The sequence below is a fragment of the Pseudomonas sp. WHRI 8519 genome (genome assembly GCF_040224055.2).
Lineage (GTDB): Bacteria > Pseudomonadota > Gammaproteobacteria > Pseudomonadales > Pseudomonadaceae > Aquipseudomonas > Aquipseudomonas putida_X.
Genome location: NZ_CP167996.1, coordinates 4,557,529 through 4,584,504, shown reverse-complemented (window position 1 = coordinate 4,584,504; position 26,976 = coordinate 4,557,529). Strand labels below are relative to the sequence as shown.

The 26,976-nt window shown below is 62.5% G+C and carries 26 protein-coding genes; 15 read left to right on the top strand and 11 right to left on the bottom strand.

The features are described 5' to 3' along the window. Positions 1-165: 165 nt before the first annotated feature. Entirely contained in the window at positions 166-1,293 is a 1,128-nt protein-coding gene (locus ABRP30_RS20855) for a GNAT family N-acetyltransferase (RefSeq protein ID WP_349974644.1), read from the top strand. Between the two features lie 13 nt (positions 1,294-1,306). Here the strand turns inward: ABRP30_RS20855 and ABRP30_RS20850 are convergent, their stop codons facing one another. The 4 genes from ABRP30_RS20850 to ABRP30_RS20835 form a co-directional block, all read right to left on the bottom strand. After that, a complete protein-coding gene (locus ABRP30_RS20850; RefSeq protein WP_349974643.1) occupies positions 1,307-3,139 on the bottom strand; it encodes an ABC transporter ATP-binding protein in 1,833 nt (610 codons plus the stop codon). A gap of 63 nt (positions 3,140-3,202) precedes the next feature. Further along, positions 3,203-3,760: a peptidylprolyl isomerase gene (locus tag ABRP30_RS20845; protein WP_349974642.1), complete on the bottom strand. Its 558-nt coding sequence runs from the start codon at positions 3,758-3,760 to the stop codon at positions 3,203-3,205. Continuing rightward, positions 3,754-4,566, bottom strand: a complete 813-nt coding sequence (locus tag ABRP30_RS20840) for an alpha/beta hydrolase (RefSeq protein WP_349974641.1) — start codon at positions 4,564-4,566, stop codon at positions 3,754-3,756. Before ABRP30_RS20840 ends, ABRP30_RS20845 begins: the two co-directional genes overlap by 7 nt. 13 nt (positions 4,567-4,579) lie before the next feature. Next, positions 4,580-5,503 carry a LysR family transcriptional regulator gene (locus ABRP30_RS20835; protein WP_012315658.1) on the bottom strand — a complete coding sequence of 308 codons (924 nt, stop codon included), beginning with the start codon at positions 5,501-5,503 and terminating at the stop codon, positions 4,580-4,582. A 48-nt stretch (positions 5,504-5,551) separates the two neighbouring features. Between ABRP30_RS20835 and ABRP30_RS20830 the strand changes: the two genes are divergently transcribed. The 6 genes from ABRP30_RS20830 (at position 5,552) to ABRP30_RS20805 (ending at position 9,568) form a co-directional block, all read left to right on the top strand. Further along, entirely contained in the window at positions 5,552-5,866 is a 315-nt protein-coding gene (locus tag ABRP30_RS20830; protein WP_241806080.1) for a 3-phosphoglycerate kinase, read from the top strand. 110 nt (positions 5,867-5,976) lie between these two features. Then, positions 5,977-6,576, top strand: a complete 600-nt coding sequence (locus ABRP30_RS20825) for an FMN-dependent NADH-azoreductase (RefSeq protein ID WP_349974640.1) — start codon at positions 5,977-5,979, stop codon at positions 6,574-6,576. 188 nt (positions 6,577-6,764) lie between these two features. After that, on the top strand, positions 6,765-7,640 hold the full coding sequence (locus ABRP30_RS20820; RefSeq protein WP_267817921.1) for a carboxylate/amino acid/amine transporter: 876 nt from the start codon (positions 6,765-6,767) through the stop codon (positions 7,638-7,640). Position 7,641: 1 nt separating this feature from the next. Continuing rightward, positions 7,642-8,577 (top strand): AEC family transporter, encoded by a 936-nt coding sequence (locus ABRP30_RS20815; RefSeq protein WP_349974639.1) that lies wholly within the window; start codon positions 7,642-7,644, stop codon positions 8,575-8,577. A gap of 400 nt (positions 8,578-8,977) precedes the next feature. Continuing rightward, complete coding sequence (locus ABRP30_RS20810; RefSeq protein WP_349974638.1) at positions 8,978-9,220, top strand: hypothetical protein; 243 nt, start codon at positions 8,978-8,980, stop codon at positions 9,218-9,220. A gap of 78 nt (positions 9,221-9,298) precedes the next feature. Then, the gene (locus tag ABRP30_RS20805; protein WP_267817914.1) at positions 9,299-9,568 is read left to right on the top strand and encodes a DUF3077 domain-containing protein; all 270 of its coding nucleotides are present in this window, start codon (positions 9,299-9,301) and stop codon (positions 9,566-9,568) included. Between the two features lie 209 nt (positions 9,569-9,777). Here the strand turns inward: ABRP30_RS20805 and ABRP30_RS20800 are convergent, their stop codons facing one another. Beyond that, positions 9,778-11,079 (bottom strand): mechanosensitive ion channel family protein, encoded by a 1,302-nt coding sequence (locus tag ABRP30_RS20800; RefSeq protein ID WP_267817912.1) that lies wholly within the window; start codon positions 11,077-11,079, stop codon positions 9,778-9,780. A gap of 105 nt (positions 11,080-11,184) precedes the next feature. Here ABRP30_RS20800 and ABRP30_RS20795 point away from each other — a divergent pair, with 105 nt between their 5' ends. Next, complete coding sequence (locus tag ABRP30_RS20795) at positions 11,185-12,546, top strand: DEAD/DEAH box helicase (protein ID WP_241807212.1); 1,362 nt, start codon at positions 11,185-11,187, stop codon at positions 12,544-12,546. Positions 12,547-12,641: 95 nt separating this feature from the next. Here ABRP30_RS20795 and ABRP30_RS20790 read toward each other — a convergent pair whose 3' ends face one another. After that, positions 12,642-12,914, bottom strand: coding sequence for a hypothetical protein (locus tag ABRP30_RS20790; RefSeq protein WP_349974637.1), 273 nt, complete (start codon positions 12,912-12,914; stop codon positions 12,642-12,644). A 185-nt stretch (positions 12,915-13,099) separates the two neighbouring features. Here ABRP30_RS20790 and ABRP30_RS20785 point away from each other — a divergent pair, with 185 nt between their 5' ends. Beyond that, entirely contained in the window at positions 13,100-13,495 is a 396-nt protein-coding gene (locus ABRP30_RS20785; protein ID WP_267817906.1) for a transcriptional regulator, read from the top strand. A gap of 105 nt (positions 13,496-13,600) precedes the next feature. Continuing rightward, entirely contained in the window at positions 13,601-14,527 is a 927-nt protein-coding gene (locus tag ABRP30_RS20780) for a DMT family transporter (protein ID WP_349974636.1), read from the top strand. A 249-nt stretch (positions 14,528-14,776) separates the two neighbouring features. On the opposite strand, the gene ABRP30_RS20775 is transcribed toward ABRP30_RS20780, so the two are convergent. Then, entirely contained in the window at positions 14,777-15,946 is a 1,170-nt protein-coding gene (locus ABRP30_RS20775; RefSeq protein ID WP_349974635.1) for an MFS transporter, read from the bottom strand. 106 nt (positions 15,947-16,052) lie between these two features. Between ABRP30_RS20775 and ABRP30_RS20770 the strand changes: the two genes are divergently transcribed. Continuing rightward, the gene (locus tag ABRP30_RS20770; protein ID WP_349974634.1) at positions 16,053-16,946 is read left to right on the top strand and encodes a LysR substrate-binding domain-containing protein; all 894 of its coding nucleotides are present in this window, start codon (positions 16,053-16,055) and stop codon (positions 16,944-16,946) included. A 124-nt stretch (positions 16,947-17,070) separates the two neighbouring features. Beyond that, the gene (locus ABRP30_RS20765; RefSeq protein ID WP_008090807.1) at positions 17,071-17,199 is read left to right on the top strand and encodes a PA1414 family protein; all 129 of its coding nucleotides are present in this window, start codon (positions 17,071-17,073) and stop codon (positions 17,197-17,199) included. A gap of 146 nt (positions 17,200-17,345) precedes the next feature. On the opposite strand, the gene ABRP30_RS20760 is transcribed toward ABRP30_RS20765, so the two are convergent. After that, the gene (locus tag ABRP30_RS20760) at positions 17,346-18,725 is read right to left on the bottom strand and encodes a sodium:solute symporter (protein ID WP_241804682.1); all 1,380 of its coding nucleotides are present in this window, start codon (positions 18,723-18,725) and stop codon (positions 17,346-17,348) included. A gap of 133 nt (positions 18,726-18,858) precedes the next feature. Beyond that, positions 18,859-19,809: an agmatinase gene (gene speB / locus ABRP30_RS20755; RefSeq protein ID WP_012315641.1), complete on the bottom strand. Its 951-nt coding sequence runs from the start codon at positions 19,807-19,809 to the stop codon at positions 18,859-18,861. A 224-nt stretch (positions 19,810-20,033) separates the two neighbouring features. Between speB and ABRP30_RS20750 the strand changes: the two genes are divergently transcribed. The 3 genes from ABRP30_RS20750 (at position 20,034) to ABRP30_RS20740 (ending at position 23,305) form a co-directional block, all read left to right on the top strand. Beyond that, complete coding sequence (locus ABRP30_RS20750) at positions 20,034-20,927, top strand: LysR family transcriptional regulator (RefSeq protein WP_241804681.1); 894 nt, start codon at positions 20,034-20,036, stop codon at positions 20,925-20,927. Between the two features lie 137 nt (positions 20,928-21,064). Beyond that, entirely contained in the window at positions 21,065-22,630 is a 1,566-nt protein-coding gene (locus ABRP30_RS20745; protein WP_349974633.1) for a PAS domain-containing methyl-accepting chemotaxis protein, read from the top strand. A gap of 75 nt (positions 22,631-22,705) precedes the next feature. Next, entirely contained in the window at positions 22,706-23,305 is a 600-nt protein-coding gene (locus ABRP30_RS20740) for a DTW domain-containing protein (protein WP_349974632.1), read from the top strand. Positions 23,306-23,426: 121 nt separating this feature from the next. Here ABRP30_RS20740 and ABRP30_RS20735 read toward each other — a convergent pair whose 3' ends face one another. Both ABRP30_RS20735 and ABRP30_RS20730 read right to left on the bottom strand, forming a co-directional pair. After that, the gene (locus ABRP30_RS20735; RefSeq protein ID WP_349974631.1) at positions 23,427-24,782 is read right to left on the bottom strand and encodes an HlyD family type I secretion periplasmic adaptor subunit; all 1,356 of its coding nucleotides are present in this window, start codon (positions 24,780-24,782) and stop codon (positions 23,427-23,429) included. Between the two features lie 9 nt (positions 24,783-24,791). Further along, positions 24,792-26,927, bottom strand: coding sequence for a type I secretion system permease/ATPase (locus ABRP30_RS20730; protein ID WP_241804693.1), 2,136 nt, complete (start codon positions 26,925-26,927; stop codon positions 24,792-24,794). Positions 26,928-26,976 lie beyond the last annotated feature (49 nt).

The window sequence follows — 26,976 nt, the reverse complement described above, 5'->3', positions numbered from 1 at the left end:
CCGGAAAACAGGCGCAAGTATTGCGGGGGCGAATGACAGAATAATGTCTATTTGGTGGCACTGCCGTTAAGTAATTGAGAATCAAAGGGTCGGGCCGGCATTCGGCATTTGAGTGAGAGGCCGGTATTCCCTGATACTGATGCCCTCACTCCGCGAGTCGACATCGTGACCAGCCTCTACAGCCTTGCCCATTTGCGTGACCTCCCTGCGGCGACCTGGGACGCCCTGGTGCCTGCCGGCCAGCCGTTCCTGCGCCATGCCTTCCTGAGCGCCATGGAGGACAGTGGCAGTGTCGCGCCAGCTACCGGCTGGGCGGCAGAACACTTGGTGCTGGAGCGTGACGGGCAGGTGCGTGCGCTGCTGCCGGCGTACCGCAAGTGGCACTCGTACGGTGAGTACGTGTTCGATCATGGTTGGGCCGACGCTTGTGAGCGTGCCGGTATTGCCTATTACCCCAAACTGCTCGGCGCCGTGCCGTTCAGCCCGGTCAGCGGCCCGCGCCTGCTCAGCGTCGACCCGGCCGATGGCCTGCTGGTGCTCCAGGCGTTGCCTGAGTATTTGAGCAAAGCCGGGCTATCCGGGGCTCACATCAACTTCACCGACCCTGGCCTGGATGCAGATATGGCCGGCTTGCCTGGCTGGATGGAGCGCCTGGGGTGCCAGTTCCACTGGCGCAACCGTGGCTACCGCGACTTTCAGGACTTTCTCGACAGCTTGAGTTCGCGCAAGCGCAAACAGATGCGCAAGGAACGTGAGCAGGTGGCGGGGCAGGGCATCGACTTCCGTTGGTACCGTGGCGATGAACTGGAAGAGGCCCAATGGGATTTCATCTACCTCTGCTACGCCAATACCTACGCCGTGCGTAGGCGTACGCCGTACCTGACCCGCGAATTCTTCAGCCTGCTGGCCCAGCGCATGCCCGAGGCCCTAAGGGTAGTGATGGCCCGTCAGGGCGGTCGCGATGTGGCCATGGCCCTGAGCCTGGTGGGTGGCGACAGCCTGTTTGGGCGCTATTGGGGCTGCCTGGATGAGTTCGACCGGCTGCACTTCGAGACCTGCTTCTACCAAGGCATGGACTTTGCGATTGCCGAAGGCTTGCAGCGCTTCGATGCCGGCGCGCAGGGCGAGCACAAGCTGATTCGTGGCTTCGAGCCGGTGCTGACCCGCTCCTGGCATTATCTGCTTCACCCAGGGCTGCGCAGGGCGGTGGGTGATTTCCTGCAGCAGGAGCGGGCAGGGGTCATGGGGTATGCCGAGCAGGCGCTTGAGATGTTGCCTTACCGCCGGGATTGAGACCTGCCAGGCCTCAATCCACCCCGACGAAGCCGCCCGTCTGGTGATGCCATAGCCTGGCATACAACCCTTGCTGGGCCAGCAGTTCACTGTGGCTGCCACTTTCGACGATATGCCCCTGGTCCAGCACCACCAGGCGGTCCATCCGCGCAATGGTCGAGAGGCGGTGGGCGATGGCGATCACCGTCTTGCCTTGCATCAGGGTTTCCAGGCTTTCCTGGATCGCCGCTTCCACCTCAGAGTCCAGCGCTGAAGTGGCCTCGTCCATGATCAGGATGGGCGCGTTCTTGAGCAGCACCCGCGCGATCGCGATGCGCTGGCGCTGGCCACCGGAGAGCTTGACCCCGCGCTCGCCCACATGCGCGTCGAAGCCCGTGCGGCCTTGGGCATCCGACAACTGCGGAATGAATTCGTCGGCACGGGCCCGGCGCACGGCTTCGTGCAGTGCTTGCTCGCTGGCATCAGGGCGCCCGTACAACAGGTTGTCGCGGATCGAGCGATGCAGCAGTGAGGTGTCCTGGGTGATCATGCCGATCTGCGCCCGCAGGCTGGCCTGGCTCACCTCGGCGATATCCTGCCCGTCGATCAGGATACGCCCGCCCTGCACGTCGTAAAGGCGCAGCAGCAGGTTGACCAAGGTAGATTTGCCGGCGCCGGAGGGGCCGATCAGGCCGATCTTTTCGCCCGGGCGGATGTCCAGGTTCAGCCCGTCGATCACGTTGCGAGCCTTGCCGTAGTGGAAGTCGACGTTATCGAAGCGCACCGCGCCACGGGTCACTTTCAGCGGCGCTGCCATGGGTTTGTCGGTGACTGTGACCGGCTGGGCGATGGTCTGCAAGCCGTCCTGCACCATGCCGATGTTCTCGAAGATGCCGTTGACCACCCACATGATCCAGCCCGACATGTTGACGATACGGATCACCAGCCCGGTGGCCAGGGCGATGGCGCCGACGGTGATCAGCGATTGGCTCCACAACCAAAGGGCCAGGCCGGTGGTGGCGACCACCAGCAAGCCGTTAAGGCTGGTGATGACCACGTCCATGCTGGTGATCACCCGCGACGCCAGCTGGGTCTTTTCAGTCTGCTCGCGAATCGCTTCGCGGGCGTACTGCTGCTCGTAGTCGGTGTGGGCGAACAGCTTGAGGGTGGCGATGTTGGTGTAGCCGTCGACGATACGCCCCATCAGCTTGGAGCGGGCATCGGAGGAGACCACCGAGCGTTCCTTGACCCGTGGCACGAAGTAGAACAGCGCGGCGACATAGCTGGCAATCCAGGCCAGTAACGGCAGCATCAGGCGCCAGTCGGCCTCGGCGAACAGCACCAGCGAGGTGATCGCATAGATCAGTACATGCCACAACGCATCCACCGCCTGTACTGCCGAGTCGCGCAGGGAGTTGCCGGTCTGCATGATGCGCTGGGCGATACGCCCGGCAAAATCGCTCTGGAAGAAGTTCAGGCTCTGCTTGAGCACATAGGTGTGGTTTTGCCAGCGGATCAGGCTGGTCATGCCCGGGTTGATGGTCTGGTGTACCAGCAGGTCATGCAGACCGAAAAACACCGGCCGTAGCAGCAGGATCACCACCAGCATCCAGATCAGCTCACCGCTGTGCTCGCTGAAGAAGTTGGCATTGGGCGTGCCCTGGGCCAGGTCGATGATGCGGCTCAGGTAGCTGAACATCGCCACCTCGATCAGCGAGGCGACCAGGCCGACCACCAGCAGGGCGAGAAAACTCGGCCACACCTGGCGAAGGTAGTAAAGGTAGAACGGCCACACCTGGGTGGGCGGCGACTCGCTGGGCGCATCGCGGAAAATATCGATCAGTTGCTCGAAACGTCGGTACAGCATGGGTGACAACACTCCTGTTCAACCCGACCCTCAGGCGGTTTCACGTCCTTGTGAAGCCTGCGGTCAGTCGATGCGTTTGGCTGACTTGATGAACACCGGGTCGGCCGGCACATCGCGCATGCCTTTCTTGACGGTGGTGGGGGAGTTGACGATCTGGTCGACCACTTCCATGCCCTTGGTCACTTTGCCGAACACGGCGTAGCCGGCGTCGCGGCCCGGGTTGAGGAAGTCGTTGTCGGCCACGTTGATGAAGAACTGGCTGGTGGCCGAGTTCGGGTTGGACGTGCGGGCCATCGACAGGGTGCCGCGGGTGTTCTGCAGGCCGTTGCTGGCTTCGTTGCGGATCGGGTCACGGGTCGCTTTTTGCACCATCTGCTCGGTGAAGCCCCCGCCCTGGACCATGAAGCCCGGGATCACGCGGTGGAAAATGGTGTTGTTGTAGAAGCCGCTATCGACGTATTCGAGGAAATTCTTGGTACTGAGCGGCGCCTTCTCGGCATTGAGCTCGATTTCGACCTGGCCGAAGCTGGTGTCGAGCACTACGTGAGGGGTCTTGTCGGAGGCCATGACGGTGGTGGCAAAGGCGACCGAGCAGGCGGTGAGCAGAAGTTTTTTCAGCATGAGCTCAAAGATCCTTGAGAGGTGGAAGCGGCTGCGAGGAACTGCAGCAAAGTCTGGTTGAAGACTTCGGGTTGATCGAGGGGTGTAGCGTGCCGGGAATCATCGATGACTACCAGCCTTGCCTGCGGCATCAGGGCAACGTAGCGCTCTTTGAGTTGGACCGGGGTGTAATCGTGGTCGGCAGCGACCACCAGCGTGGGACAGTGTATCTGGCCGATGCGTTCCTGCACGCCCCAGTCGACGATGGCGTCGAAACTCTTGAGGTAGGCGCGTTTGTCGTTGCGTGCCCAGCGTTGCGCCATCTTCTGGCGCAAGTCGGCTTGCTCCGGTTTGGGGAACAGGCGCTGGGCCAGGCCCTTGCCGACTGTCTCGACACTGAGGATGCGTGCCAGGCCCCAGCGCTTGGCCCACCAGGCCCAGTCGCTGGGTGTGCGGCGTTTGACCTCGGGGGCGCTGTTGACGATGCACAGGCTGCGCAGCCATTGCGGATGGTCGACGGCGAACTGGAAGCCGACCATGCCGCCCATCGACAGCCCCACGAAGTGCACCGGGCCGGTCTGCAGGTGTTCGAGCAGGGCCAGCAGGTCTTCGCTGAATGTGGCGATCTGGTAGCCCTCGCGGGGCTTGTCGGAGCGGCCGTGGCCGCGGATGTCCATGAGGATCACCCGGTAATGACGGCTGAGCGCGGGTAGCTGCAGCTCCCAGTCCTGGCTGCTGGAGCCCAGGCCGTGCAGCAGTACCAGGGGGTCGCCCTGGCCGTATTCCTGATAATGCAGCGAGCATCCTTCATGTTCGAAATAGGCCATGGGCGCGGTTCTCTCAGGCTTGCGGCGGGGCTGCGAAGGGCACGTCCAGTGGCGCGGTATCGAAATTGCGCAGCAGGTCGATGAGGATCTGCGTGGCCGGGCCCAAGGTCTTTTCTTTGCTCGAATAAAGGTAGAACAGTGGATGTCGGCTGCCACCCTGGTCCAGTGGCAGCGGCTTGAGCACCCCTTCGCGCAGTTCGCGGTCGATCATGTGCCGCGGCAGCCAGGCAAAACCCAGCCCGCTGCTGACGAAGGTGGTGGCGGTACCCAGGCTACCGACGGTCCAGCGCTGTTCGGCGCCTAGCCAGCCCACATCGCGGGGTTGGGCGCGGCCGGAGTCGCGGATCACCACCTGCAACTGGCTTTCCAGGTCCTGGAAGGTGATCTCCCGGCCCAGGCGGTGCAAGCTGTGCTCGGGGTGGGCGACGGCCACGAACTCCACAGCACTGAGCTCGGTGCCCAGATAGCCGCCGATGCTGTAGCTGCTGATGGCAAGGTCGGCGATGCCTTCATGCATGACCTCCTCCACGCCCGACAGCACTTCCTCGCGCAGGCGCACCCGGCAACCCCGGCTCTGTGGCATGAACGCCGCCAGGGCACGTACCAGGCGGGCACTGGGGTAGGCGGCATCGACCACGACCCGGACCTCGGCTTCCCAGCCTTGCTCCATGTGGTGCGCCAGGTCTTCCAGCTGGCTGGCCTGCTTGACCAGGTGCCGTGAGCGGCGCAGCAGTACGTTGCCTGCCTCGGTCAGCACGGCTTTGCGGCCATCGATGCGCAGCAGTGGCACGCCGAGCTGCTCTTGCATGCGCGCCACCGTGTAACTGACCGACGACTGAGAACGGTGCAGAGCTTCGGCTGCCTGGGCAAACCCACCGTGATCGACCACTGCCTGCAAGGTTCGCCACTGATCCAGGGTTACGCGCGGCGCTTTCATCTTTGGCTCCTGTTGACCTAAGCTGCGCTCTTTCAAGGAGAGCGCCCCATGAAGAAATGTTGTGCGGCAATACTGATGTGCCTGCCCCTCGGGGCCATGGCTTACCCCATCGACGTGGAGAAGGAACTGGCCGGAGTCAAGCTGGACTACACCGCCTACGACACCGCGTACGACATCGGCGCCATCACCCTGAACAACTATGGGCAAGTGCCGGCGGCCTGCAAGGTGACGTTCCGCAACGGCCCGGAGGCGCCACGGGTACGCCGGGTGAACGTACCGGCGGGCAAAAGTGTGGACGTCACGGCCAAGTTCAACCGGCAGATCATCAAGCTGCGTATCGCCTTGGACTGCAAAGCGGTATAAAACTGATTATTCGATAAATTGAACCCACTTTTTACGCTTTTTTATCGATAGGTCAAGCCTTAATCTCACCTCCATCGAATCGCAACCCTTTCTGCCGATGGAGGCACCCCATGTCCCGCGTACTGATCATCGAAAGCAGCGCCCGCCAACAGGATTCCGTTTCCCGTCAACTGACCCGTGACTTCATCGAACAATGGCAAGCAGCGCACCCGGCCGACGAGATCACTGTCCGCGATCTGGCGGTGGCCCCGGTTCCGCACCTGGACGCCAACCTGCTCGGTGGCTGGATGAAGCCTGAAGAACAGCGCAATGCCGCTGAGCTGGACGCCCTGGCGCGCTCCAACGTGTTGACAGATGAACTGCTGGCGGCCGACGTGCTGGTGATGGCTGCACCGATGTACAACTTCACCATCCCCAGCACGCTCAAGGCCTGGCTTGACCACGTCCTGCGTGCCGGCATCACCTTCAAGTACACCCCGACCGGCCCGCAAGGCCTGCTGACCGGCAAGCGTGCCATTGTGCTGACGGCCCGTGGCGGCATCCACGCTGGCGCCACCAGCGACCATCAAGAGCCGTACCTGCGCCAGGTAATGGCATTCATCGGCATTCACGATGTGAACTTCATCCATGCCGAAGGCCTGAACATGAGCGGTGACTTCCACGAAAAAGGCCTCAACCAGGCCAAGGCCAAGCTCGCCACGATGGCCTGAGCGGCAACGAATTCCCAACCCTGACACCTTGTTTGCTCCTTTGGGTGTACCTGCCCGGCCTCGATGGCCGGGCTTTTTTGTGGGTGAATCGCTCACGCCCATGAAATGCGCAACCCCCACACTGCGCAGGGTTGAACACATCGGTCGCAACCCGCTAAGGTCGCGGCCTTGATTTACGAGAGGCAACCATGGGCTACCTGATAATCGTCGCGCTGATCCAGGCGTTTTCCTTCAGCCTGATCGGCGAGTACCTGGCCGGGCACGTCGACAGCTACTTTGCCGTGCTCGCACGGGTGGTACTGGCGGGCCTGGTCTTCCTGCCGCTGACCCGCTGGCGCCAGGTCGAACCGCGCTTCATGCGCTCCATGCTGCTGATCGGTGCGCTGCAGTACGGCATCACCTATGTCTGCTTGTACCTGAGCTTCCGCGTGCTGACCGTACCTGAGGTGCTGCTGTTCACGATTCTCACGCCCTTGCACGTGACCCTGATCGAGGACGCGCTGAACCGCCGTTTCAATCCTTGGGCCTTGCTCGCCGCCCTGGTGGCGGTCGCAGGTGCGGCGGTGATCCGCTTCGACAGCATCAGTGGCGACTTCTTCATTGGCTTCCTGCTGCTGCAGTTGGCCAACTTCACTTACGCTGCCGGGCAGGTGCTGTACCGCCATCTGGTTGCCCGCCACCCCAGCGACCTGCCACATTACAAGCGTTTCGGCTACTTCTATCTGGGTGCGTTGATCATTGTGCTGCCGGCCTTCCTGCTGTTTGGCAACACCCAGCATTTGCCGAGCACCGACGTGCAATGGCTGGTGCTGCTGTTCCTCGGGCTGTGTCCGACGGCGCTGGGCTTGTACTGGTGGAACAAGGGTGCGTGCATGGTCTCAGGCGGTACGCTGGCAGTGATGAACAACCTGCACGTGCCGGTGGGGCTGCTGCTCAACCTTCTTATCTGGAACCAGCACGAGCCATTGGGGCGCCTGTTCATCGGTGGTGCAATCATCCTGGCCTCGGTGTGGCTGAGCCGCCTGGGCAGCCGTACGCATGCACCGCTGGTGCGCAGGGCCTGACATGCACACCATCCTGGTCATCGTCGCGCCGATCTTTGCGCTGATCCTGGTCGGTTACCTTTGCCGCCGCACCAACAAGCTTGGCGACAAGGCTGCGGCCGAGATCAACAAGATGGTGGTCTGGCTGTGCCTGCCGGCCCTGTTGTTCAAAGTCACGGCCACTGCAACCTGGAGTGAGGTATGGCACCCAGGGTTCATCGTGGCCTTTGGCGCAGGGGCCCTGGCCATGTTCGTGGCCACCCTGGCCTGGCGGCTGTGCAACGGCCACGGGCTGGTCGCGGCCAGTATCGATGGGCTCAGCGCGGGGTATGCCAACACCGGCTATATCGGCATCCCATTGTGTTTGCTGCTGTTTGGTCAGCCCGGATTGCAGCCGGCGTTGATCTCGTCGTTGATCGTGGTCTGCCTGGTATTTGCGATATCGCTGACGCTGATCGAGATCGGCCTACAGGACGAGAAGCGGATCGGCCGCGCCATGTGGGTAGTGGGCAAGGCGCTGGCGAAGAATCCCTTGGTGATTTCGCCCGTGGTGGGGGCTGCTTGGGCAATGACCGGTCTGGGCGTGGCGGAACCGGTGATGCATTTTCTCGACATGCTCGCCGTGGCGACCACGCCGTGTGCGTTGATTTCGCTGGGGGCGTTTCTGGCAGAGAAACGCAGCGGCGCCCAGGCCAGCCCATGGCCACTGATTGCGATGAAGCTGGTGGGGCAGCCGGCGCTGACGTGGGTGTTGGCGTTCAAGGTGTTCAGCCTGCCGACCATGTGGGCCGCTTCAGCGGTACTGCTGGCTGCACTGCCGACGGGGACCGGGCCGTTCATGCTGGCGGAGTATTACAACCGGGAAGCGGGGCTGATATCGCGCACGATCCTGTTGTCGACGGTGGCTTCTCTGGTCACCTTGACTGGTTTGCTGTACCTGCTGGGGTATGCGGGGTGATTTGGAGTTGCTGTGCAGCCCTTTCGCGACACAAGGCCGCTTCCATGGACGAATCTTGAAGCGCACATGGCCTGCACGCCTTACACGCTGTTACGTCTAGCGGATAACTAAATCAGATTTAGTCCCTTTCCTGTAAGGCATTTCCCAAAGATACTGCCGGTGATTGTGGTGTGCTGGGTTGGCCACTAGTCTCGGCTGGTCGTTGAGTTTCAACGATCGGCTTTGACAGGCCGACTCAAATTGCAATCCATAGCTTTGCCTTCAATGGTGGCTGTGCGTGGGGCGCCTTCGGGTGCGCCGGGTTTCTCAATTTGACCGGTCTGTCAACCCGTGCACAGCTGCCACCCTTTGTTTGACAGCAAAGGGCGGTGGTCCCGATCCACAAATTGAGGGTTACATCATGCTGAAGATAGTCCCCGATCCACCCTACAACCTCCACTCCCTGGAAGACACGCTGCTGATGGCCGCCGACTATGCGCTATGTGCAGAAACCGTTGCTCAGCAAGCCGTTTTGTTGCAACCGAGGTCACCCGTTTCGGTGTTGATGATGACGTCCATGAAAGAACTTGAAACCCTTCGTAGGCTACTTGAATCAGCGCTGGCTCAAGTCCAAAAGCCAGCGGATTCTCAAACGTTACATTAATCCGCATCATGATTTGCCTGGGCTGACCTGTGGTGATAGAGCGAGTCCAGGCATCTGGAACTTCAGGGAGATGAATCTGTGGCCACCGAAGAAACCAACTTCACTGTTGGCAGAACCATCTTTTACCAAGGTGAAAATCAAAACCATCCATTATTCCGCATCGAACCCGGCATCCCTTGCCAGAGTGCTCGCGAACAGGCCTCGGAACTGATGGGTTATGCCCGTGACCTGTCCATCGACGGTCTGATGGAAGATAAACCCCAGCTACTTTGGGCCTCGCATTACCTCTGCGCCCTAGCCAAGGCCCTGCTTGATGATGCCGAACTGGGGATGATGAAAAGCTCTTGAACCAGTCACTGCGCCGTTCCCCTTTTGTGTTTATGCGGGGTAACTGAGGGCCTCATCGCCGGCAAGCCGGCTCCCACCACGACCGTGCAGTTCTTCAGGCCTGCGCTTTACCTGTACAAGCAACCGTCTTGTCCAATTTCTAGAGGCCGGCGCAATCCAAGTGGGAGCCGGGCTTGCCGGCGATGGGCCGCAAAGCGGCCCCTGGGATCTCAAGCCTCGCTCAGGTCTTCCAGGCGATGCGGCGCTCGCTCCGTCGAAGCGCGCCCCGCCAGCCCGATGCGCATGTCATTGCCGCTCGGCTGCTGATACAGGCTCAGCCCGAACTCCGGCAACACTGCCAGCAGGTAATCGAAGATATCCCCCTGGATCCGCTCGTAATCCGCCCACACCGTGGTGGTGGTGAAGCAGTAGATCTCCAGCGGCACCCCCTCGGCGCCGGTCTGCATCTGCCGGACCATGCAGGTCATGTCCTGATGCACGTTGGGGTGGTTTCTCAGGTAAGCCAGGGCAAAGGCGCGGAAGGTGCCGATGTTGGTCAACTGGCGACGGTTGGCCGACAGCTCGGCCACAGGCCCCAGTGCTTCGTTCCACTCATGAAGTTCCTGGCGCTTGCCGGCCAGGTAGTCACCGAGCAGGCGCACGCCGCTCAGGCGCTGTTCTTCTTCCCGGGTCAGGAAACGCACGCCCGATGCATCGATGAACAGGCTGCGTTTGATCCGCCGGCCGCCCGATTGCTGCATGCCCCGGTAGTTGCGGAACGACTCGCTCATCAGCCGCCAGGTTGGGATCGAAACGATGGTCTTGTCGAAGTTCTGCACCTTCACCGTATGCAGGGTGATATCGACCACATCGCCATCGGCACCAACCTGGGGCATCTCGATCCAGTCGCCGACATGCAGCATGTCGTTACTGGTGAGCTGCACGCTGGCGACGAACGACAGCAAGGTGTCCTTGTACACCAACAGCAATACGGCCGACATCGCACCCAGCCCAGACAGCAGCAACAGGGGGGAACGGTCGATCAGCGTGGCGACGATGACGATGGAGGCGAAAATCCACAGCATCATCTTCGCCAGTTGCACATAACCCTTGATCGAGCGGGTGCGGGCATGTTCGGTGCGGGCATAGATGTCGAGCAGGCCATCGAGCAGGCACGACAGCGCCAGGGTCATGAACAGCAGGGTGAAGGCCAGCGCCATGTTGCCAAGGAAATGCTGGGCGGTATCGGACAGCTCCGGTACCAGTTTCAGCCCGAACTGGATCACCAGCGACGGTGTGGTCTGCGCCAGGCGGTGAAACACCTTGTTGTGGCGCAGGTCGTCGAGCCATTTGAGCGCAGGCTGACGGGCCAGCAGGCGCGTGCCGTGCAGGATCAGAAAGCGCGCCAGGCGGCCGATTACCAGGGAAACCAACAGCAGCACGGCCAGGCCGATGGCGGCGTGGAGCATGGGGTGTTGGTCGAGGGTGCCCCACAGGTCGAGGCTGTCGCGCCAGAGTTTTTGCATATCCATGAGCTTCAGTACGGTCTTTGCTTGCGAAACGAAGCGCCATTAGAGCGCGGTTGGCGACAAAGTTGCCAAAAGAAATTCGGCTCCGGCTGCAGAAAACGTTACCCTATGCAACTGAATTTCCCGCACTTGCCTGAGGTTACCTCCGTGTTCTCCCAATTCGCCCTGCATGAACGCCTGCTTAAAGCCGTGGCCGAGCTTAAATTTGTCGAGCCAACTCCGGTGCAGGCCGCGGCCATCCCCTTGGCCCTGCAAGGGCGTGATCTGCGGGTGACCGCGCAGACCGGCAGCGGCAAGACCGCGGCCTTCGTCCTGCCGCTGCTCAACCGCCTGGTCGACCTCAAGGGCGCGCGCGTCGAGATCCGCGCGCTGATCCTGCTGCCGACCCGTGAGCTGGCCCAGCAGACCCTCAAGCAAGTGCAGCTGTTCTCGCAGTTCACCTACATCAAGGCGGGCCTGGTCACCGGCGGTGAAGACTTCAAGGAACAGGCCGCCATGCTGCGCAAGGTGCCGGATGTGCTGATCGGCACCCCGGGCCGCCTGCTCGAGCAGCTCAATGCCGGCAACCTCGACCTGTCCCATGTACAGGTGATGATCCTCGACGAAGCCGACCGCATGCTCGACATGGGCTTCGCCGAAGACATGGAGCGCCTGTGCAAAGAATGCGAAAACCGTGAGCAAACCCTGCTGTTCTCGGCCACCACCGGCGGCGCGGCCCTGCGCGACATCATCGGCAAAGTGCTGAAAAACCCTGAGCACCTGATGCTCAACAGTGTTTCGCAGTTGGCCGAAGGCACCCGCCAGCAGGTCATCACCGCAGACCACGACCAGCACAAAGAGGCGATCGTGCAGTGGCTGCTGGCCAACGAAAAGTTCGACAAGGCGATCATCTTCACCAATACCCGCGTGCTCGCTGACCGCATCTACGGCCACCTGGTCGCCAAAGACGTAAAAGCGTTCGTGTTGCACGGTGAAAAGGACCAGAAGGACCGCAAGCTGGCCATCGAGCGCTTCAAGCAAGGCAGCTCCAAGGTACTGGTAGCCACCGACGTGGCGGCCCGTGGCCTGGACATCGACGGCCTGGACCTGGTGATCAACTTCGACATGCCGCGCAGCGGCGACGAGTATGTGCACCGCATTGGCCGCACCGGCCGTGCCGGCGGCGAAGGCCTGGCGATCTCGTTGATCACCCACAATGACTGGAACCTGATGTCCAGCATCGAGCGCTACCTCAAGCAGCAGTTCGAGCGCCGTGTGATCAAGGAAGTCAAAGGCACCTACAACGGGCCGAAGAAGGTCAAGGCGTCGGGCAAGGCGGCCGGCACCAAGAAGAAAAAGACCGAGAAGAAGGCTGGCGACAAAAAAGCGGCTGCCAAGCGTAAGCCGACCGCCAAGCCAAAGGCCAACGCGCCACTGGCGAGCTCCGATGGCATGGCGCCGTTGAAGAAGCGCAAGCCTGCTGCTGAGTAATACCCTGCGCTAAGGCGCAATCGGCGGCAAGCCGGCTCCCGGGTGTTCACCTGCGAGAGCGGCTTTGCCGGCGATTGCGCCCAGCAGTCCTGCTGTCAATCCGCTTTCTTTTCCGCCTCTTTCAATTCCTTGATCCGCTTGTCGATCAGCTGACACTTGTCGGGCAGGTCCTTGCTCGCCGTGCCCAGCTCCATCCCTTGGAGCTCATCATTGATCTCCTTCGCTTTCTGCGGGTTTTGTTCGGTCAAATGGCTCACCAGCTCTGCCAGTTCCTCACGTTTCTGGGTAGCCTCTTCCGGTGTGCAGGCCCAGGCGGGCAGGGCGCAGAACACGGCAGTCGCACAGGCGATGCGCAGCAGCGGTTTCATCCTTTATACCTCCGGCGGTGGTTGTGCTCGGTGGAGAGCTCGTGAGGCCCGGAAGTTCAGCGTCCGTGACGGGCGGCCGTGCCGGCAAATCTGGCTACCCCTGTGCCGAGAACATTGGAACGTACTCAAACCCCGGCTGGTCCCAACCTGTGTACTCCATTCGTACATAGCAAGAGGCCATAGCCATGAGCATCACCTACGACTGGGACTTGATCGAGCGTTTGTTGCACGAGGTGCAGAACGGCGCCGGTCATAGTTTTACACCACGCCCCTATGCCGAGCAGCACGCTGCGGCGATGGCCTGCGAAGGTCAACAAGTCACCGATGTGGATCAACTCAAGACCCGTGCCTGCGAGTACGAGAAGCTGCTGTTCGAGCGTGGCTTCATCGAAAGCCGGCCGCCGGAAGAGGGTGGTAACGGCGAGAACTTCGTACTGACCGAACGTGGTTCGCGGCTGATGAGCCTGATCGACAGCAGCATCCCGGGCTTCGAGCACCCCCGCCAGGTGCTCGATGAACAGGAGGATGCGCTGGACGAAACCACCTTCGAGCAGGTGTCGGCGAAGGCGCAGATCGCTTGAGGTCGTATTGAGGCTGGCAAGGCCTGCTCGGAAAAACCGATAATCGGCAGTTCCTGAATACTGCCGAGCCTTGCCCATGCCATCGATCACCCAAGAGGTCCGCCCATGAGTGCGGCCCGCAAGAATCCCGATGCGTTTGCCTTTCAGGTCATGCTGGGGCTGTGCCTGATCTGGGGTTGCCAACAGGTATTGATCAAATCTGCTGCGGTTGATATTGCGCCGGTGATGCAGGCTGCACTGCGTAACGGCCTTGCCGCCGTGCTGGTTGGCTTGATGATCTGCTGGCGCGGTGGCTGGGGGCAGGTCGGGAGCACTTGGCGTGGCGGGCTGCTGGCCGGCGGTTTGTTTGGCCTGGAGTTCCTGTTCATCGCCGAGGGGCTGAAGCTGACATCCGCGGCGCATATGTCTGTGTTTCTCTACACCGCACCGGTGTTCACGGCACTTGGGCTGCACCTGATGCTGCCCAGCGAGCGGCTGCGCCTGTTGCAGTGGCTGGGCATCGTCTTGGCGTTCGGCGGCATCGCTACCGCATTTGCCGGGGGGCTGTCGTTCGAGGAGATGGACGGGCGCATGCTGCTCGGCGATGCATTCGGTGTCCTGGCCGGTTTGGCTTGGGGGGCAACGACGGTGGTGGTACGGGGTTCGCGTTTGTCTGAGGCGCCTGCGACGTTGACGCTGTTCTATCAACTGGCGGTGGGGTTTGTCGGGTTGGTGCTGATCGCCTTGTTTAGCGGCCAGATCGACCAGGTCGTGTGGACCCCTTTGGCGGTCGGCAGCGTGCTGTTCCAGGGTATTGTGGTTTCGTTCGTCAGCTACCTGACGTGGTTCTGGTTGCTGCGCAAGTACCTGGCTTCGAATCTGGCGGTGTTTTCCTTCATTACCCCGTTGTTTGGGGTGACGTTTGGCGTGCTGTTGCTGGATGAACCGCTGAGCGTGAATTTTGTGCTTGGGGCAGTGATGGTTTTGCTCGGCGTGGTGCTGGTCAGTGCCGAGCCTTGGGTGAAGCAGCAGTTGCGCAGGTTTGTGGGATAGGCGTCGTCTTTGCTGTACGTGCCGACCGGATCGGTAATCATCCGATCGCGCTCGATGAGATCAGCGTGGCTCTGGGGCCGCTATGCGGCCAATCGCCGGCAAGCCGGCTCCCACCTCCGACCGCGCAGTTCTTCAGATCTACGCTTCAACTGTGCACTCAACCGCCTTGTCCAGTTTCTAACAGTCGGCGCAATTCATGTGGAAGCCGGCTTGCCGGCGATAGGATCGGTGCTGATCAGCCTCGATCCATCAGGCAACCCGTCCTGCAATCTGGCAGTCGCGGTTATGGCGTGTGCCCGTAAGCACCAACACCCCCGCCAGCCCCAACCCAGCCGCCGCCGTTGCCAGCGCCGGCTGCAAGCCCCCGCTGTAATGGTTGCTCAGCGCCGCCAGCAACGGGCCGCTCAACTGTCCCAGCGCAAAGCACGCTGTCAGCAGCCCGGCATTGCGCTGCGTGGCATGGGGCGCCAGCTCCCGCGAGCGTTGCATCACCAGCTGCATGCATGCCAGAAACGGCGTACCGCAGAGCACCACGCCCAAGGCCAAGCCAAGGCCGCCGCCCATCAGGCAGGCCAGTACGCCAAGGCCTTGCAGCCACAAGGTCGCGGTCAGCCAGGCCGAAGTGCGGCCGGCGCGTCGCACACTCACCAGCACCACGCCCAACGCCGCCGCCACACCAAACCCCGGCCAGAACAGGTCCGCCATCCAGTTGCCTTGGAACTGTTGGTTGGCCATTTGCGCCAGGAACGTGGCCGGCAGGATGTAGCCCACGCCATACAAGCCATACACCAGGCCAAGGCGGCCGATGCCAACGCTGCGTGTCGCGCCTCCCTGCACCGTGCTCAGCACCACAGCGGGTGCCTGAGCGCGAGGCAGCCAAGGGCGCACCGCCAGCAACATGACCAGCGCGGCAACGCTATACACCAGCCACAACGCCGCGGAGCTCAACCCAAGCGAGTGAGCGACCAGTGCCAGCAGGCCGGTCACGGCGATGCCCAGCCCAGGCCCGGCGAACACCAGGGCGCCAAGGCGCGGACGATTGTTGGCGTTGGCCAGTTGCTGGCTGAGGCTGGTGATCATCACCAGCACCCACGCACTGGCTACGCCCGTACCGAAACGCAGCAGCAGGTGGCTCCAGAACCCGTCCGCAGCCCAGGACGCCAGGGTCAGCACCACACAGAGCCACAGCCCGCCGTGCAGGCACAGCCTGACCTGGGCGGGGGTGCGGGCGAACATGGCATACGCGGCACCAACGAAATAGCCAAGGTAGTTGGCTGCTGCGACAAGCCCTGCGCTGGTCAGGTCGAACTGGCCTTCGGCGATCAGTTGCGGCAGTTGCGGGGTGAGAGCGAAGCGGCCGATGCCCATGGCCATCATCAGCGCCACGGCGCTGGCCAACAGTTGTACGAATGGCGACATGAGAACACTCCCGCAAGCCTGTAAACGATGAAGGGGAGGTTAGGGCGCTTTTGTTTTCAATAAAATTGAATAATGATGATGAAGTTGTTCTGTTTTGGAGAATGTCATGGAGTTCAGCCAGCTGCGTATTTTCCAGGCGGTCGCTGAGGAAGGTTCCATCACCCGCGCCGCCGAGCGCTTGCACCGGGTGCCGTCGAACCTTTCGACGCGCTTGCGCCAACTCGAAGAGCAACTGGGCGTGGAACTGTTCTTGCGTGAGCGCCAGCGCCTGCAGTTGTCACCCGCCGGCAAGGTGCTGCTGGATTGCGCCAACCGTCTGGCGGCGCTGCGGGACGAAGCCATGGCCGCCGTGCAGGGCGGGCAGCCGGCCGGCGATTTCATCCTGGGTACCATGTACAGCACCGCGGCCATTCACCTGCCAGCGTTGTTGGCGCGTTACCACCAGGCCTATCCGGCCGTTAACCTGCAGGTGCAGGCTGCCCCCAGTGGCGAGTTGCTCGAGGGGTTGCTCAGCCACCGCCTGGATGCCGCCCTGGTGGATGGGCCGCCGAGCCTGGCGGGGCTGGATGGTGTGCCCTTGTGCGAAGAAGAACTGGTACTGATCACCAGCCCCGAACACCCACCGGTGCACAGCGCCAGCGATGTGGCGGGCAAGGCGGTGTTCACTTTTCGTCAAGGGTGCTCCTACCGGATGCGCCTGGAGGCGTGGTATGCCCATGCCCATACGCCAATGGGGCGGGTAATGGAAATCGAGTCTTATCAGAGCATGCTGGCTTGTGTGATAGCCGGCGCAGGGGTGGCGCTGATGGCGCAGTCGATGCTCGACAGCCTGCCGGGGCGGGACCGCGTGCGGGTCCACCGGCTGCAGGCGCCGTTCGATCAGGCGGTGACCTGGCTGATGTGGCGGCAGGGGATGCGTGGGGCGAATTTGCAGGCGTGGGTCGATTTGCAACAAAGCGAAACGATTAACCAGCCGTCGGAATCCACCGTTTCCGCTTGATCCGCGTCAAACTTGCCCCTATCTGTAACAACAAGGGCATGCGTAATACAGGACATCGGACTATGATCTGTATGAAACATCGTAGGATTGATTGACCGAGAGGCTGACCCGTCAAGGGGGCACTATGAAAAACCAAATGTTCAACTGGCTCCACGACTTGGCTGTCGCCCTGGGGCTGATACCACCACCTCTACAGCCGGTGCCGATCCCGACTGATGAAGAGCAGCGCAGGCGCCAGCCGCGTCGTCGCTGAACACAACGAGGCCGCGATATCAGTGATGATGGCGCGGCTTTTTTCGTTGTTGCCGGGATGCATGCTTTGATTTTGCGCTTGTATGGGACCGAGCACTGCCCGCGCGGCACTCGATCCCAAGGGCGCTGTTAAGGCCTGCGCCATCCTCAAGCCAGCGTAACCACTCCCACCGGTTTGCGCGACAGCAGGCTGACCAGCACGAAGCTCACCAGGCCAACCGCCAGGCTGTAGTAGATCGGCGTATTGGCGTCCAACCCATCCTTGAACATGAACAACAGCGCCGTGGCAAAGCCCAGCGTCATGCTGGCAATGGCCCCTGCGGTGGTCGCACGTTTCCAGAAGATCGCCCCGATCAGCGGGATCAGCATGCCGCCGACCAGCAGGTTATAAGCCAGGGTCAGTGCGCTGATCACATCGTTCACCGCCAGCGCGATGCCCAGCACCACCAAGCCGGTGAGCAGGGTGAACAGGCGACTGACACCCAGGCTCGATTGCTTGCCGCCACGCAATTTAGGCAGCAGGTCTTCGGTAATGGTGGTCGAGGCGGCCAGCAGGCCGGCGCTGGCGGTCGACATCATCGCAGCCAGGGCAGCGGCCATCAGCAGGCCACGGATACCATCAGGCAACTGGCTCTTGATCATCTCGGCGAACGCGTTGTTCGGGTTGGCCAGGTCCGGCATCAGCACGTGCGCTGCCATGCCGATCAGGGCACAAGCCAGGCCATAGAGCACGCAGTACAGGCCTGCAGTGGTACCGGCACGTTGGCAGACCTTCTCGTCGCGGGCGGTGAATACCCGCTGCCAGATGTCCTGGCCAATCAGGATGCCGAAGAAGTAGATCAGGAAGTAGGTGATGATGGTGTCCCAGCCGATGGTGGTCCAGGCGAAGCTGGCCGCCGGCAGCTTGGCTACCAGGGTGTCCCAGCCACCAGCGTTGTACAGGCACACCGGCAGCAGGATGAACATCAGGCCCACGGTCTTGATCACGAACTGGACGATGTCGGTCAGGGTCAACGACCACATGCCGCCGATGGTCGAGTAGACCACCACCACCCCGCCGCCGAGCAGCAGCGACATCCAGAACGGCAAGTCCAGCAACACCTGCAGGACAGTCGCCATGGCCAGGGTCGAGGTGACGCCGATCATCAGCGCGTAGGCCAGCATGATTGCCGCACTGGCCTGGCGCGCCATGGGGTTGTAGCGCCGCTCCAGTACCTGGGTCACGGTGAAGATCTTCAGGCGCAGCAGCGGTTTGGCGAGGAACAGGTTGAGGGCGATGATGCCCAGGCCCAAGGCTGCGCATAGCCAGAAGCCGGAGATGCCGTGCACATAGCCAAGGCGTACGGTGCCGACGGTGGAGGCGCCGCCGAGCACGGTGGTGGCCATGGTGCCCATGTACAAGGTCGGGCCCAGGTTGCGCCCTGCCACCAGGTAGTCTTCGTGTGTTTTCGCGCGCCGCATGCCATACCAGCCCAGCCCGAGCATGCCGGCGGTATAGATCATTACAACAATGATGTCCAAGGCCATTGGGGGTCTCCCGATTATCTTTATTATGGCGAGATCGACCACTCAGGCGGCTTCACGGCGCCTGGCGGTCTTGTCTTGTGTTGGCGGGCCTCTGTGGCCCTCCCTCATGGCTCCTGCCGGGGTGCAACAAGTTTCAGCGGCGCACGACGCCCGGTAGCACGCAGAGCATTTCGAACAGCAGGTTGGCACCGAGCAGCGAGGTGTTGCCGGTGGTGTCGTAAGGCGGGGAGACTTCGACGAGGTCACAGCCGATCAGGTCCAGGCCGTGGCAGCCGCGAATGATCTCCATCGCCTGGATGGTGGTCAAGCCGCCAATTTCCGGGGTGCCGGTGCCAGGTGCCCAGGCCGGGTCGATACCGTCGATGTCGAAGGACAGGTACACCGGGCCGCCGCCGACCTTTTCACGTACTTCGGCCATCAGCGGTTCCAGTGACTTGTGCCAGCACTCTTCGGCCTGCACCACGCGAAAACCTTGGCGGCGGCTCCAGTTGAAGTCGTCGGCGGTATAGCCCTGGGCGCGCAGGCCGATCTGGACCACGCGGTCGCAATCGAGCAGGCCCTCTTCCACCGCGCGGCGGAAGGTGGTGCCGTGGGCGATCTTCTCGCCGAACATATGGTCGTTGACGTCGGCGTGAGCGTCGATGTGCACCAGGCCGATCTTGCCGTGTTTCTTGTGCAGGGCGCGCAGGATCGGCAGGGTGATGGTGTGGTCGCCACCCAGCGTCATCGGGATGACGTTGTGCTCGACGATCTCGTCGTAGGCTTCTTCGATGATGCGCACGGCATCGAGCAGGTTGAAGGTGTTGATCGCCACGTCACCGATATCGGCCACCGACAGCGAGTCGAACGGGGCGGCACCGGTGGCCATGTTGTACGGGCGGATCATCACCGATTCGGCGCGGATCTGCCGTGGCCCGAAGCGGGTGCCGGAGCGCAGCGAGGTGCCGATGTCCAGGGGCACGCCGATGAACGCGGCATCCAGGCCTTCAGCGCTTTGCAGGTGGGGTAGACGGAGCATGGTGGCGATGCCGCCGAAACGCGGCATTTCGTTGCCGCCCAGTGGTTGATGGAGAACTTTGTCCACGGTGGGCCTCATCAGTCGGTCGATTGTTTTGTTTGTTCGAACCTGTGCCGCCGCGCGCCTTGAAATACGGTGATGCCGGCGGGCAGGGACATTTCGGCCAAGTCTGCTGAAGGTAGTGCGTGGGAAAAATCGCTACCGGCAAATACTTACTTCAGGAATTTCTGAACTAAACGCCCCCGCAGCGGGTAGACTGCGCGCAAATGACACTGCGGAACCGTTGCACCATGGCCTCGACCCTGCCTGACCTGAAACTGCTGCGCATCTTTGTCAGCGTGGTGCGCCACCAAGGCTTCGCCAATGCACAGCGCGATCTCAACCTGTCGACCTCGGCCATCAGTACCTACATGAGCCAGCTCGAAGGTGCCTTGGGCATCGTGCTGTGCCACCGCGGCCGTGGCGGCTTCAGCCTGACCAGCAAGGGCGAGCTGTTCCACCAGGAGACCTTGCGCCTGCTGGCGGAGCTCGATGGCTTCGAGCAATACGCCGCAGCGCTCAAGGGGGAGCTGCGCGGTACGCTCAACCTCGGGGTGATCGACTCAACCGTGGGCGACCGCGCGCTGCCTTTGGCTGAAGCGATCGGCGCCTACAGCCAGGAGCACCCGGCGGTGCACCTGCACCTTTCGGTGTCCAGCCCCTATGAGCTGCAGCTGGGCGTGCAGGACAACCGCCTGGACCTGGCGATTGGGGCATTCTCCTCGCGCATGAGTGGCCTGGTTTACCAGCCGCTGTACCGCGAGCAGCATTGGTTGTACTGCAGCAGTCGCCACCCGTTGTTCGTCGAGCGGCGTATCCCCGAGCCGGTGGTGACCCAACAGCGTATGGTCGGGCGTGGTTACTGGAGCCAGGCGGAGTTGGCCCGGCACGGCTTCAAACACAGCGCGGCGACCGTCGAAAGTATGGAGGCGCAGCTAATTCTGATCCTGTCCGGTGCCTATATCGGCTACCTGCCCGAGCACTATGCCCAGGCTTGGGTCGACAAGGGCGACTTGCGGGTACTATCTCCGGCCACTTTCGGCTATCAAGCGCCATTTTCGTTGATCATTCGCCGCGGTCGCAGCCGGGAGCCCTTGATTCAGACCTTCCGCGATTTGCTCAAAAGCCAGCTCAATGTTGGCTGATGTACAAGGCGTTCCGGTCATTCCGTCGGGATGAGTAAATTTCCTACAAACCTGACCACTACGCTGATGGCGTTCTGCTAAACCTCTACTTGCTTTGATGATTTTCCCCTTCATCTATACAAGCAAGGACCGCCCAGATGCGCATGAATTTGCCCGTCACTGAGCATGAAAGAACCTTTTCCAGCGACCAGCGGCTGATCTCTACCACCGACCTGAACAGCCACATCACGTACTGCAACGACGCGTTCGTGGCGATCAGCGGGTTCACCTACGACGAGCTGGTGGGCCAGCCCCACAACCTGGTGCGACACCCCGACATGCCACCGGCGGTTTTCGGGCATATGTGGGACACCCTCAAACAAGGTAAACCTTGGATGGGCGTGGTGAAGAACCGCGCCAAGAATGGTGATTTCTACTGGGTGAGTGCCTATGTCACCGCCATCTATGAGAACGGCCGCATCAGCGGTTACGAGTCGGTGCGTTCGGTGCCCAGCCGTGAGCAGATCCGCCGCGCAGAGCTGCTGTATGCGCGCCTGCGCGCCGGGCGCCCGGCCGTACCCTGGGCCGCGCGGCTGGGGCGTGGCGTTGGCGATGGCTGGCCGCTGATCGGTGCAGGCCTACTGTCGGCCGCCGGCTACCTCTGGTTACCGCCCTATGCAGCGCTGGGCGTACTGATGGCCAGCATGCTGTTGGCCTGGTACCTGATCGAACAGCGGCATAACCAGGCGATCCGCCGCACACTGGCCGAACATCCCAAGGCCTTCACCAGCCCGCTGGTAGCGCTGACGTACAGTGACAATCCGGGCCTGCATGGCCAGCTCGACCTGGCAATCATCAGCGAGGAAGCCAGGCTGCAGACCGCCCTGACGCGGCTGGTGGACGCCGGCGTCGGCGTGAAGTCGCGGGCCGCCCAGTCGGCCGACCTGTCCGATGCCCAGGCACAGATGCTCGATCGCCAGCGCAGTGAGACCGACCAGTCGGCCACCGCCATTGCGCAAATGGCGGCGACCATCCAGGAAGTGACGCATAACGTGCAAAGCACCGCGCATGCAGCAGGCGATGCCGACCAGTTGGCGCAGCAGGGCAGCGAACTGGCCCAGCAGAGCCTCAAGGCGATGGGCAGCATGAGCGAGGCGGTCAGCGACATTGGCCAGGCGGTCAATGCCCTGGCTGAACAGACCCAGTCGATCGGCAGTGTGGTCGACACCATCACCTCGATTGCCGAACAGACCAATTTGCTGGCGCTCAATGCCGCGATCGAGGCGGCGCGGGCGGGTGAGCAGGGCAGGGGCTTTGCCGTGGTGGCCGATGAGGTGCGCTCGCTGGCGCAGCGCACGCGCACCTCGACCGAGGAGATCCACCAGATCATCGCCTCGCTGCGCGCTGGCGCCGAGCGGGCGGTGAGCACTGCCAGCCGTGGCGAACAGATTTCACGCGACAGCGTGCACAGTGTCGAGGCGGTGCAGTCGGCGCTGGCCGGGATCGCCCAGGCGGTCAGCCGTATCACGGGCATGAGCCAGCAGATGGCGACGGCGTCCGAGCAGCAAAGCCACGTGGCTGAAGACATCAACCAGCAGATCGTGCGCATCGCCCAGTTGTGTGACCAAACGGCGGGGCAGGCCAAGCAGGGGGCTGAGATCAGCCAGGACCTGGAGCGAATGGCGGAGTATCTGCACAGCCTGGCGGAGCGTTTCAACCGCTGATTCACAGCCTCTCCCACAAGGATGTGGGGCTTTTCCTCAGGGCTGTGGCACACTGCGCCCGGTAAGGAGAAGCCGATGTCCAGACCCCGCTGCGAGCGCTGCCAGCGCCCGCTCGATCACTGCCTTTGCCCACTGATCCCCTCGCTCGACAGCCGCACCCGTGTGGTCCTGCTGCAGCACCCCAGTGAAACCTCGCACGCCCTGAACACCGCACGCCTGGCTGCGCTTGGGCTGGTCAATGCCGAGTTGCGCGTTGGCGAGGTGTTTGAAGACCTGAGTGATTTGCTGAGCGCACCAGGGTACCGGCCGGTGCTCTTGTTCCCAGGTGAGCAGGCCCAGGTGCTCGCCGCCTATGGCGATGCAGAGGGCAGGCCGCTCATGCTGATCGTCCCCGATGGCACCTGGCGCAAGGCCCGCAAGCTTTTGTACCTCAATCCATTGCTCGAAGCGTTGCCCAGGGTGACGCTGGCGCAGGTGTCGCCCTCGCGCTACCGCCTGCGCAAGGCGCCGGAGCCGGGAGCGGTGTCGACCATAGAGGCGGTGGTGCAGGCCTTGAATGTGCTGGAGCAGCCGGCGTGTTTCGATGCGTTGCTGCGCCCGTTCGAAGCGTTGATCGAAGGGCAGATCAGGGCGATGGGGACTCAGACGTTCCAAAGAAATCATGGCGAAGGCTGATAACGGCACAGGCGGGGCCTTTATCTGCCAACGATTGCAGGCGTTTTTTTAGCCTGTAGCCTCGTGCCAGGGCAGCTGTGCGTGGGAGACCTTAAGGTCTGCCGAGTTCCAGGCTCCCGGTTCACCGCTCCCGCAACGCCTCGGTCCGTGCTTTGAGCACCGGCTTGAGCAGATAATCCAGCACGCTCTTCTGCCCGGTGATGATATCCACCGTGGCCACCATCCCGGGGATGATCAGCAGCGGCTTGTTGTCGCCGCCCAGGTGGTTCTTCTCGGTGCGTACCTGAATCAGGTAAAACGCATTGCCTTTGTCATCGGTCACGGTATCGGCACCGATCAGCTCGAGCTTGGCCTTCATGCCGCCATAAATGGTGTAGTCATACGCACTGAACTTCACCATCGCCGGTTGCCCCGGGTGCAGGAACGCCACGTCCTGTGGCCGCACCTTCGCCTCGATCAGCAGGTTGTCCTCGATCGGCACGATCTCCACCAGGTCGCTGCCCGGCTGCACCACGCCGCCAATGGTGTTGACCTTGAGCATCTTGACGATACCTCGCACCGGCGACACCACGGTGGTGCGGTTGACCCGGTCGTCGATGGCGATGCTGGTGGCGGTGATCTTCGACAGCTCCGTGCGTTTGTCGTTGAGCTCCTTGGCGGCGTCGGAGCGAAAGCCGGCCTCTGATTCCTGGATCTTGCTCCTGATCTCAGCCACGGCTGCCTCGGCACGGGGGATGGCCAGGTTGGTGGCGTTGAGTTGGCCGCGAGCTTCCACGGTGCGTTGCTTGAGCCGCAGGATTTCCACCGGTGAGATGGCACCTTTGCTCACCAGGGGGGCCGACATGTCCAATTCCTGTTGCAGCAGGCCTACCGCCGAGCGGTACTGCTCGACCTTGGAACGGAACTCGGCCAATTCCTGGGTCTTCTGTCGCAACTGCTCGTTGAGGGTTTGCTTTTCACTGGCCAGGCGACGCTGGCGCGAGTCGTACAGCGACAGCTCGTCCTCGGCCACCTGGGGCGCCTTGGCCCGTACCTCGTCGGACAGCACGAAGGGCCGGCCTTCGGCTTCTGCTGACAGGCGCTCGACCTGGGCAGTCAAGGCATAGCGGTCAGCCTCGCTTTCGCCTTTGTTGGACTGGAACCGCGTGTCGTCCAGGCGCAGCAGGGTGGCGCCTTTGTCCACCATCTGGCCTTCGCGCACGAAGATCTCGGTGACGATGCCGCCTTCAAGGTTCTGCACCACCTGCACCTTGCTCGAAGGGATCGCCTTGCCTTCGCCGACCGTCACCTCGTCGAGCACTGCCAGGCTTGCCCAGATCACGGCCGCCAGCAGTAGCGCCGCCGCCAGCCATACGGTCAGGCGCGACAGGCGCGGGGAATCCTGCAGGGTGGCGCTGGCCAGCTCTGGCATGTAGTCGTGTTCGGTGCGCTTGTCGGCGCTGCTGTGGGTGCTGCGCACGCTGTGGCCGATGAGCATGTGAACCTCCTAGAGAGCTGCGCCGATGCGGCCCTTGCGCAGGGCATCGATGACCGCATCCTTGGGTCCGTCGGCGACGATCTTGCCGTTGTCCAGCACCAGCAGGCGGTCCACCAGGCTCAGCATCGAGGTGCGGTGGGTGACCAGCAGCAGGGTCTTGCCAGGCACCCAGTTCAGCAGGCGTTGGCGCAGTTGCTCTTCACTGCTGTTGTCCATGTGGCTGGTAGGTTCGTCGAGGATCAGGATGGGCGGCTCCAGCAGCAGCGCACGGGCCAGTAGCACGGCCTGGCGCTGCCCGCCGGAGAGCAGCTGGCCGCGTTCGCCCACCGGGCGGTCGAAACCCTGCGGGTGCTGGCGGGCCAGCTCGCTGACGCCGGTCAGCTCGGCCACTTCGAGCATGCGCGCATCGCTCACGTGGCGGGCACCGAGGGTGAGGTTGTCACGCAGGCTGCCGGCCAGCAGGGGCAGGTCATGGGCCACGTAGCCAAGCTGGCTGCGCAGGTCGGCGATGTCCAGTTGGCGCAGGTCGAGGTTGTCCAGCAACACCTGGCCTTCCTCTGGGTGATGAAAGCCCATCAGTAGCCGGCCCAAGGTGCTTTTGCCCGAGCCGCTGCGGCCAATGATGCCGATCCGCTCACCTGGCTTGATGGTCACATTGACATCCTGCAGTGCCGGGCCGATCTGTGCTGGGTAACGGAAGCTGACATGGCTGAGGGTCAGGCCGCCCTTGAGGGCGGTGTGTTCCAGGGCTTGCTGTTCGGCCTGGCGTTCTTGCGGCAGGGCCATCAGGGCATCGGTGCTGCGCATCGTCAGTTGCGCTTGCTGATAGCGGGTGATCAGCCCTGCGATCTGGCCGAGCGGTGCCAGTACTCGGCTACCGAGCATGTAGCTGGCGACCAGGGCGCCGACACTGAGGTTACCCGCGATGATGCTGTACACCCCGGCGACGATGGTGGCCATGCCGCAGAACTGTTGGATGAACAGCGTGCCGTTGCTCGCCAGCGACGACAGGTTGCGGGCGTGGGCGTCGAGCCGGGCGATGGCGCCATTGGTGTGTTCCCACTGGTACTGGCGCTCGCTCTGAGCGCCGCAGGCCTTGAGGGTTTCCAGACCACCGAGGGTTTCGATCAGCAATGCCTGGCGTACCGCACCGAGGCTGAGGCTTTTTTGCACGGTGTCGCGCAGGCGTGCCTGAATGAGCAGGGCAAAGCCCACCGCCAGCGGGAAGGCGATCAGCGGGATCAGTACCAGCCAGCCGCCCAGCAGGCCGATCACCAGTAGCATGAGGGCGACGAAGGGCAGGTCGATGATGCTGGTCAGGGTGACTGCGGTGAGGAATTCGCGCAGGCCCTGGAAGTCGTGGATGCTCTGGGCGAAGCCGCCGATGCTGGCAGGTTTGGCCTTCATCGCCATGCCGGTGATGCGTTCGAACAGGGCGGCGGAGAGGATCAGGTCGGTCTTCTTGCCGGCTTGGTCCAGCAGGTGGGCGCGGACCATGCGCAGCACCAGCTCGAAGGCGGTGCCGATGAACAGGCCAGCGACCAGCACCCACAGGGTCGAAAGAGCCTGGTTGGGTACTACGCGGTCGTAGGTCTGCATCACGAACAGCGGCACCATCAGGCCCAGCAGGTTGATCAGCAGGCTGGCCAGCAACGCATCGCCGTACAGCCAGCGGGAATGGCGCAAGGTATCGCGGAACCAGGCCTCGACCCGCGGTAGCAGTGGCGAGCGGACCTCCTCCAGGGTATGACGGGGGCGTGCGAACAGGGCGTGGCCTGCGTAGGCCTGTTCCAGCGCCTCGCGCTCTACCCATTGTTCGCCGCCTTCAGCCTCGCAGGGCAGGATCAGCGCCCGGCCATCTTCGCCCCAGCGCTGCAGCACGGCACTGCGGCCGTCTTTGAGCAACAGCAGCACCGGCAGGTTGAGCGGCGAAATGGCCTCCAGTTCACGCTGCAACACACGCCCTTGCAAACCGGCACGCGCCGCAGCGCGTGGCAGCAAATCCGCCCCCAGGCGTTGCTGGAACAGTGGCAGCCCACTGCTCAGGCTGGCGCGGCTGGCCGGCCGACCATGCAGGTGGCATAGGATCAGCAGGCCATCGAGCAGCGGGTCATCGATATCGGGGCGCGGTTGTGCGCTTTGCATACTGGTCACGATGAACTACTCCCGCCACGGTGTTAGGGGGTGAGGTGCG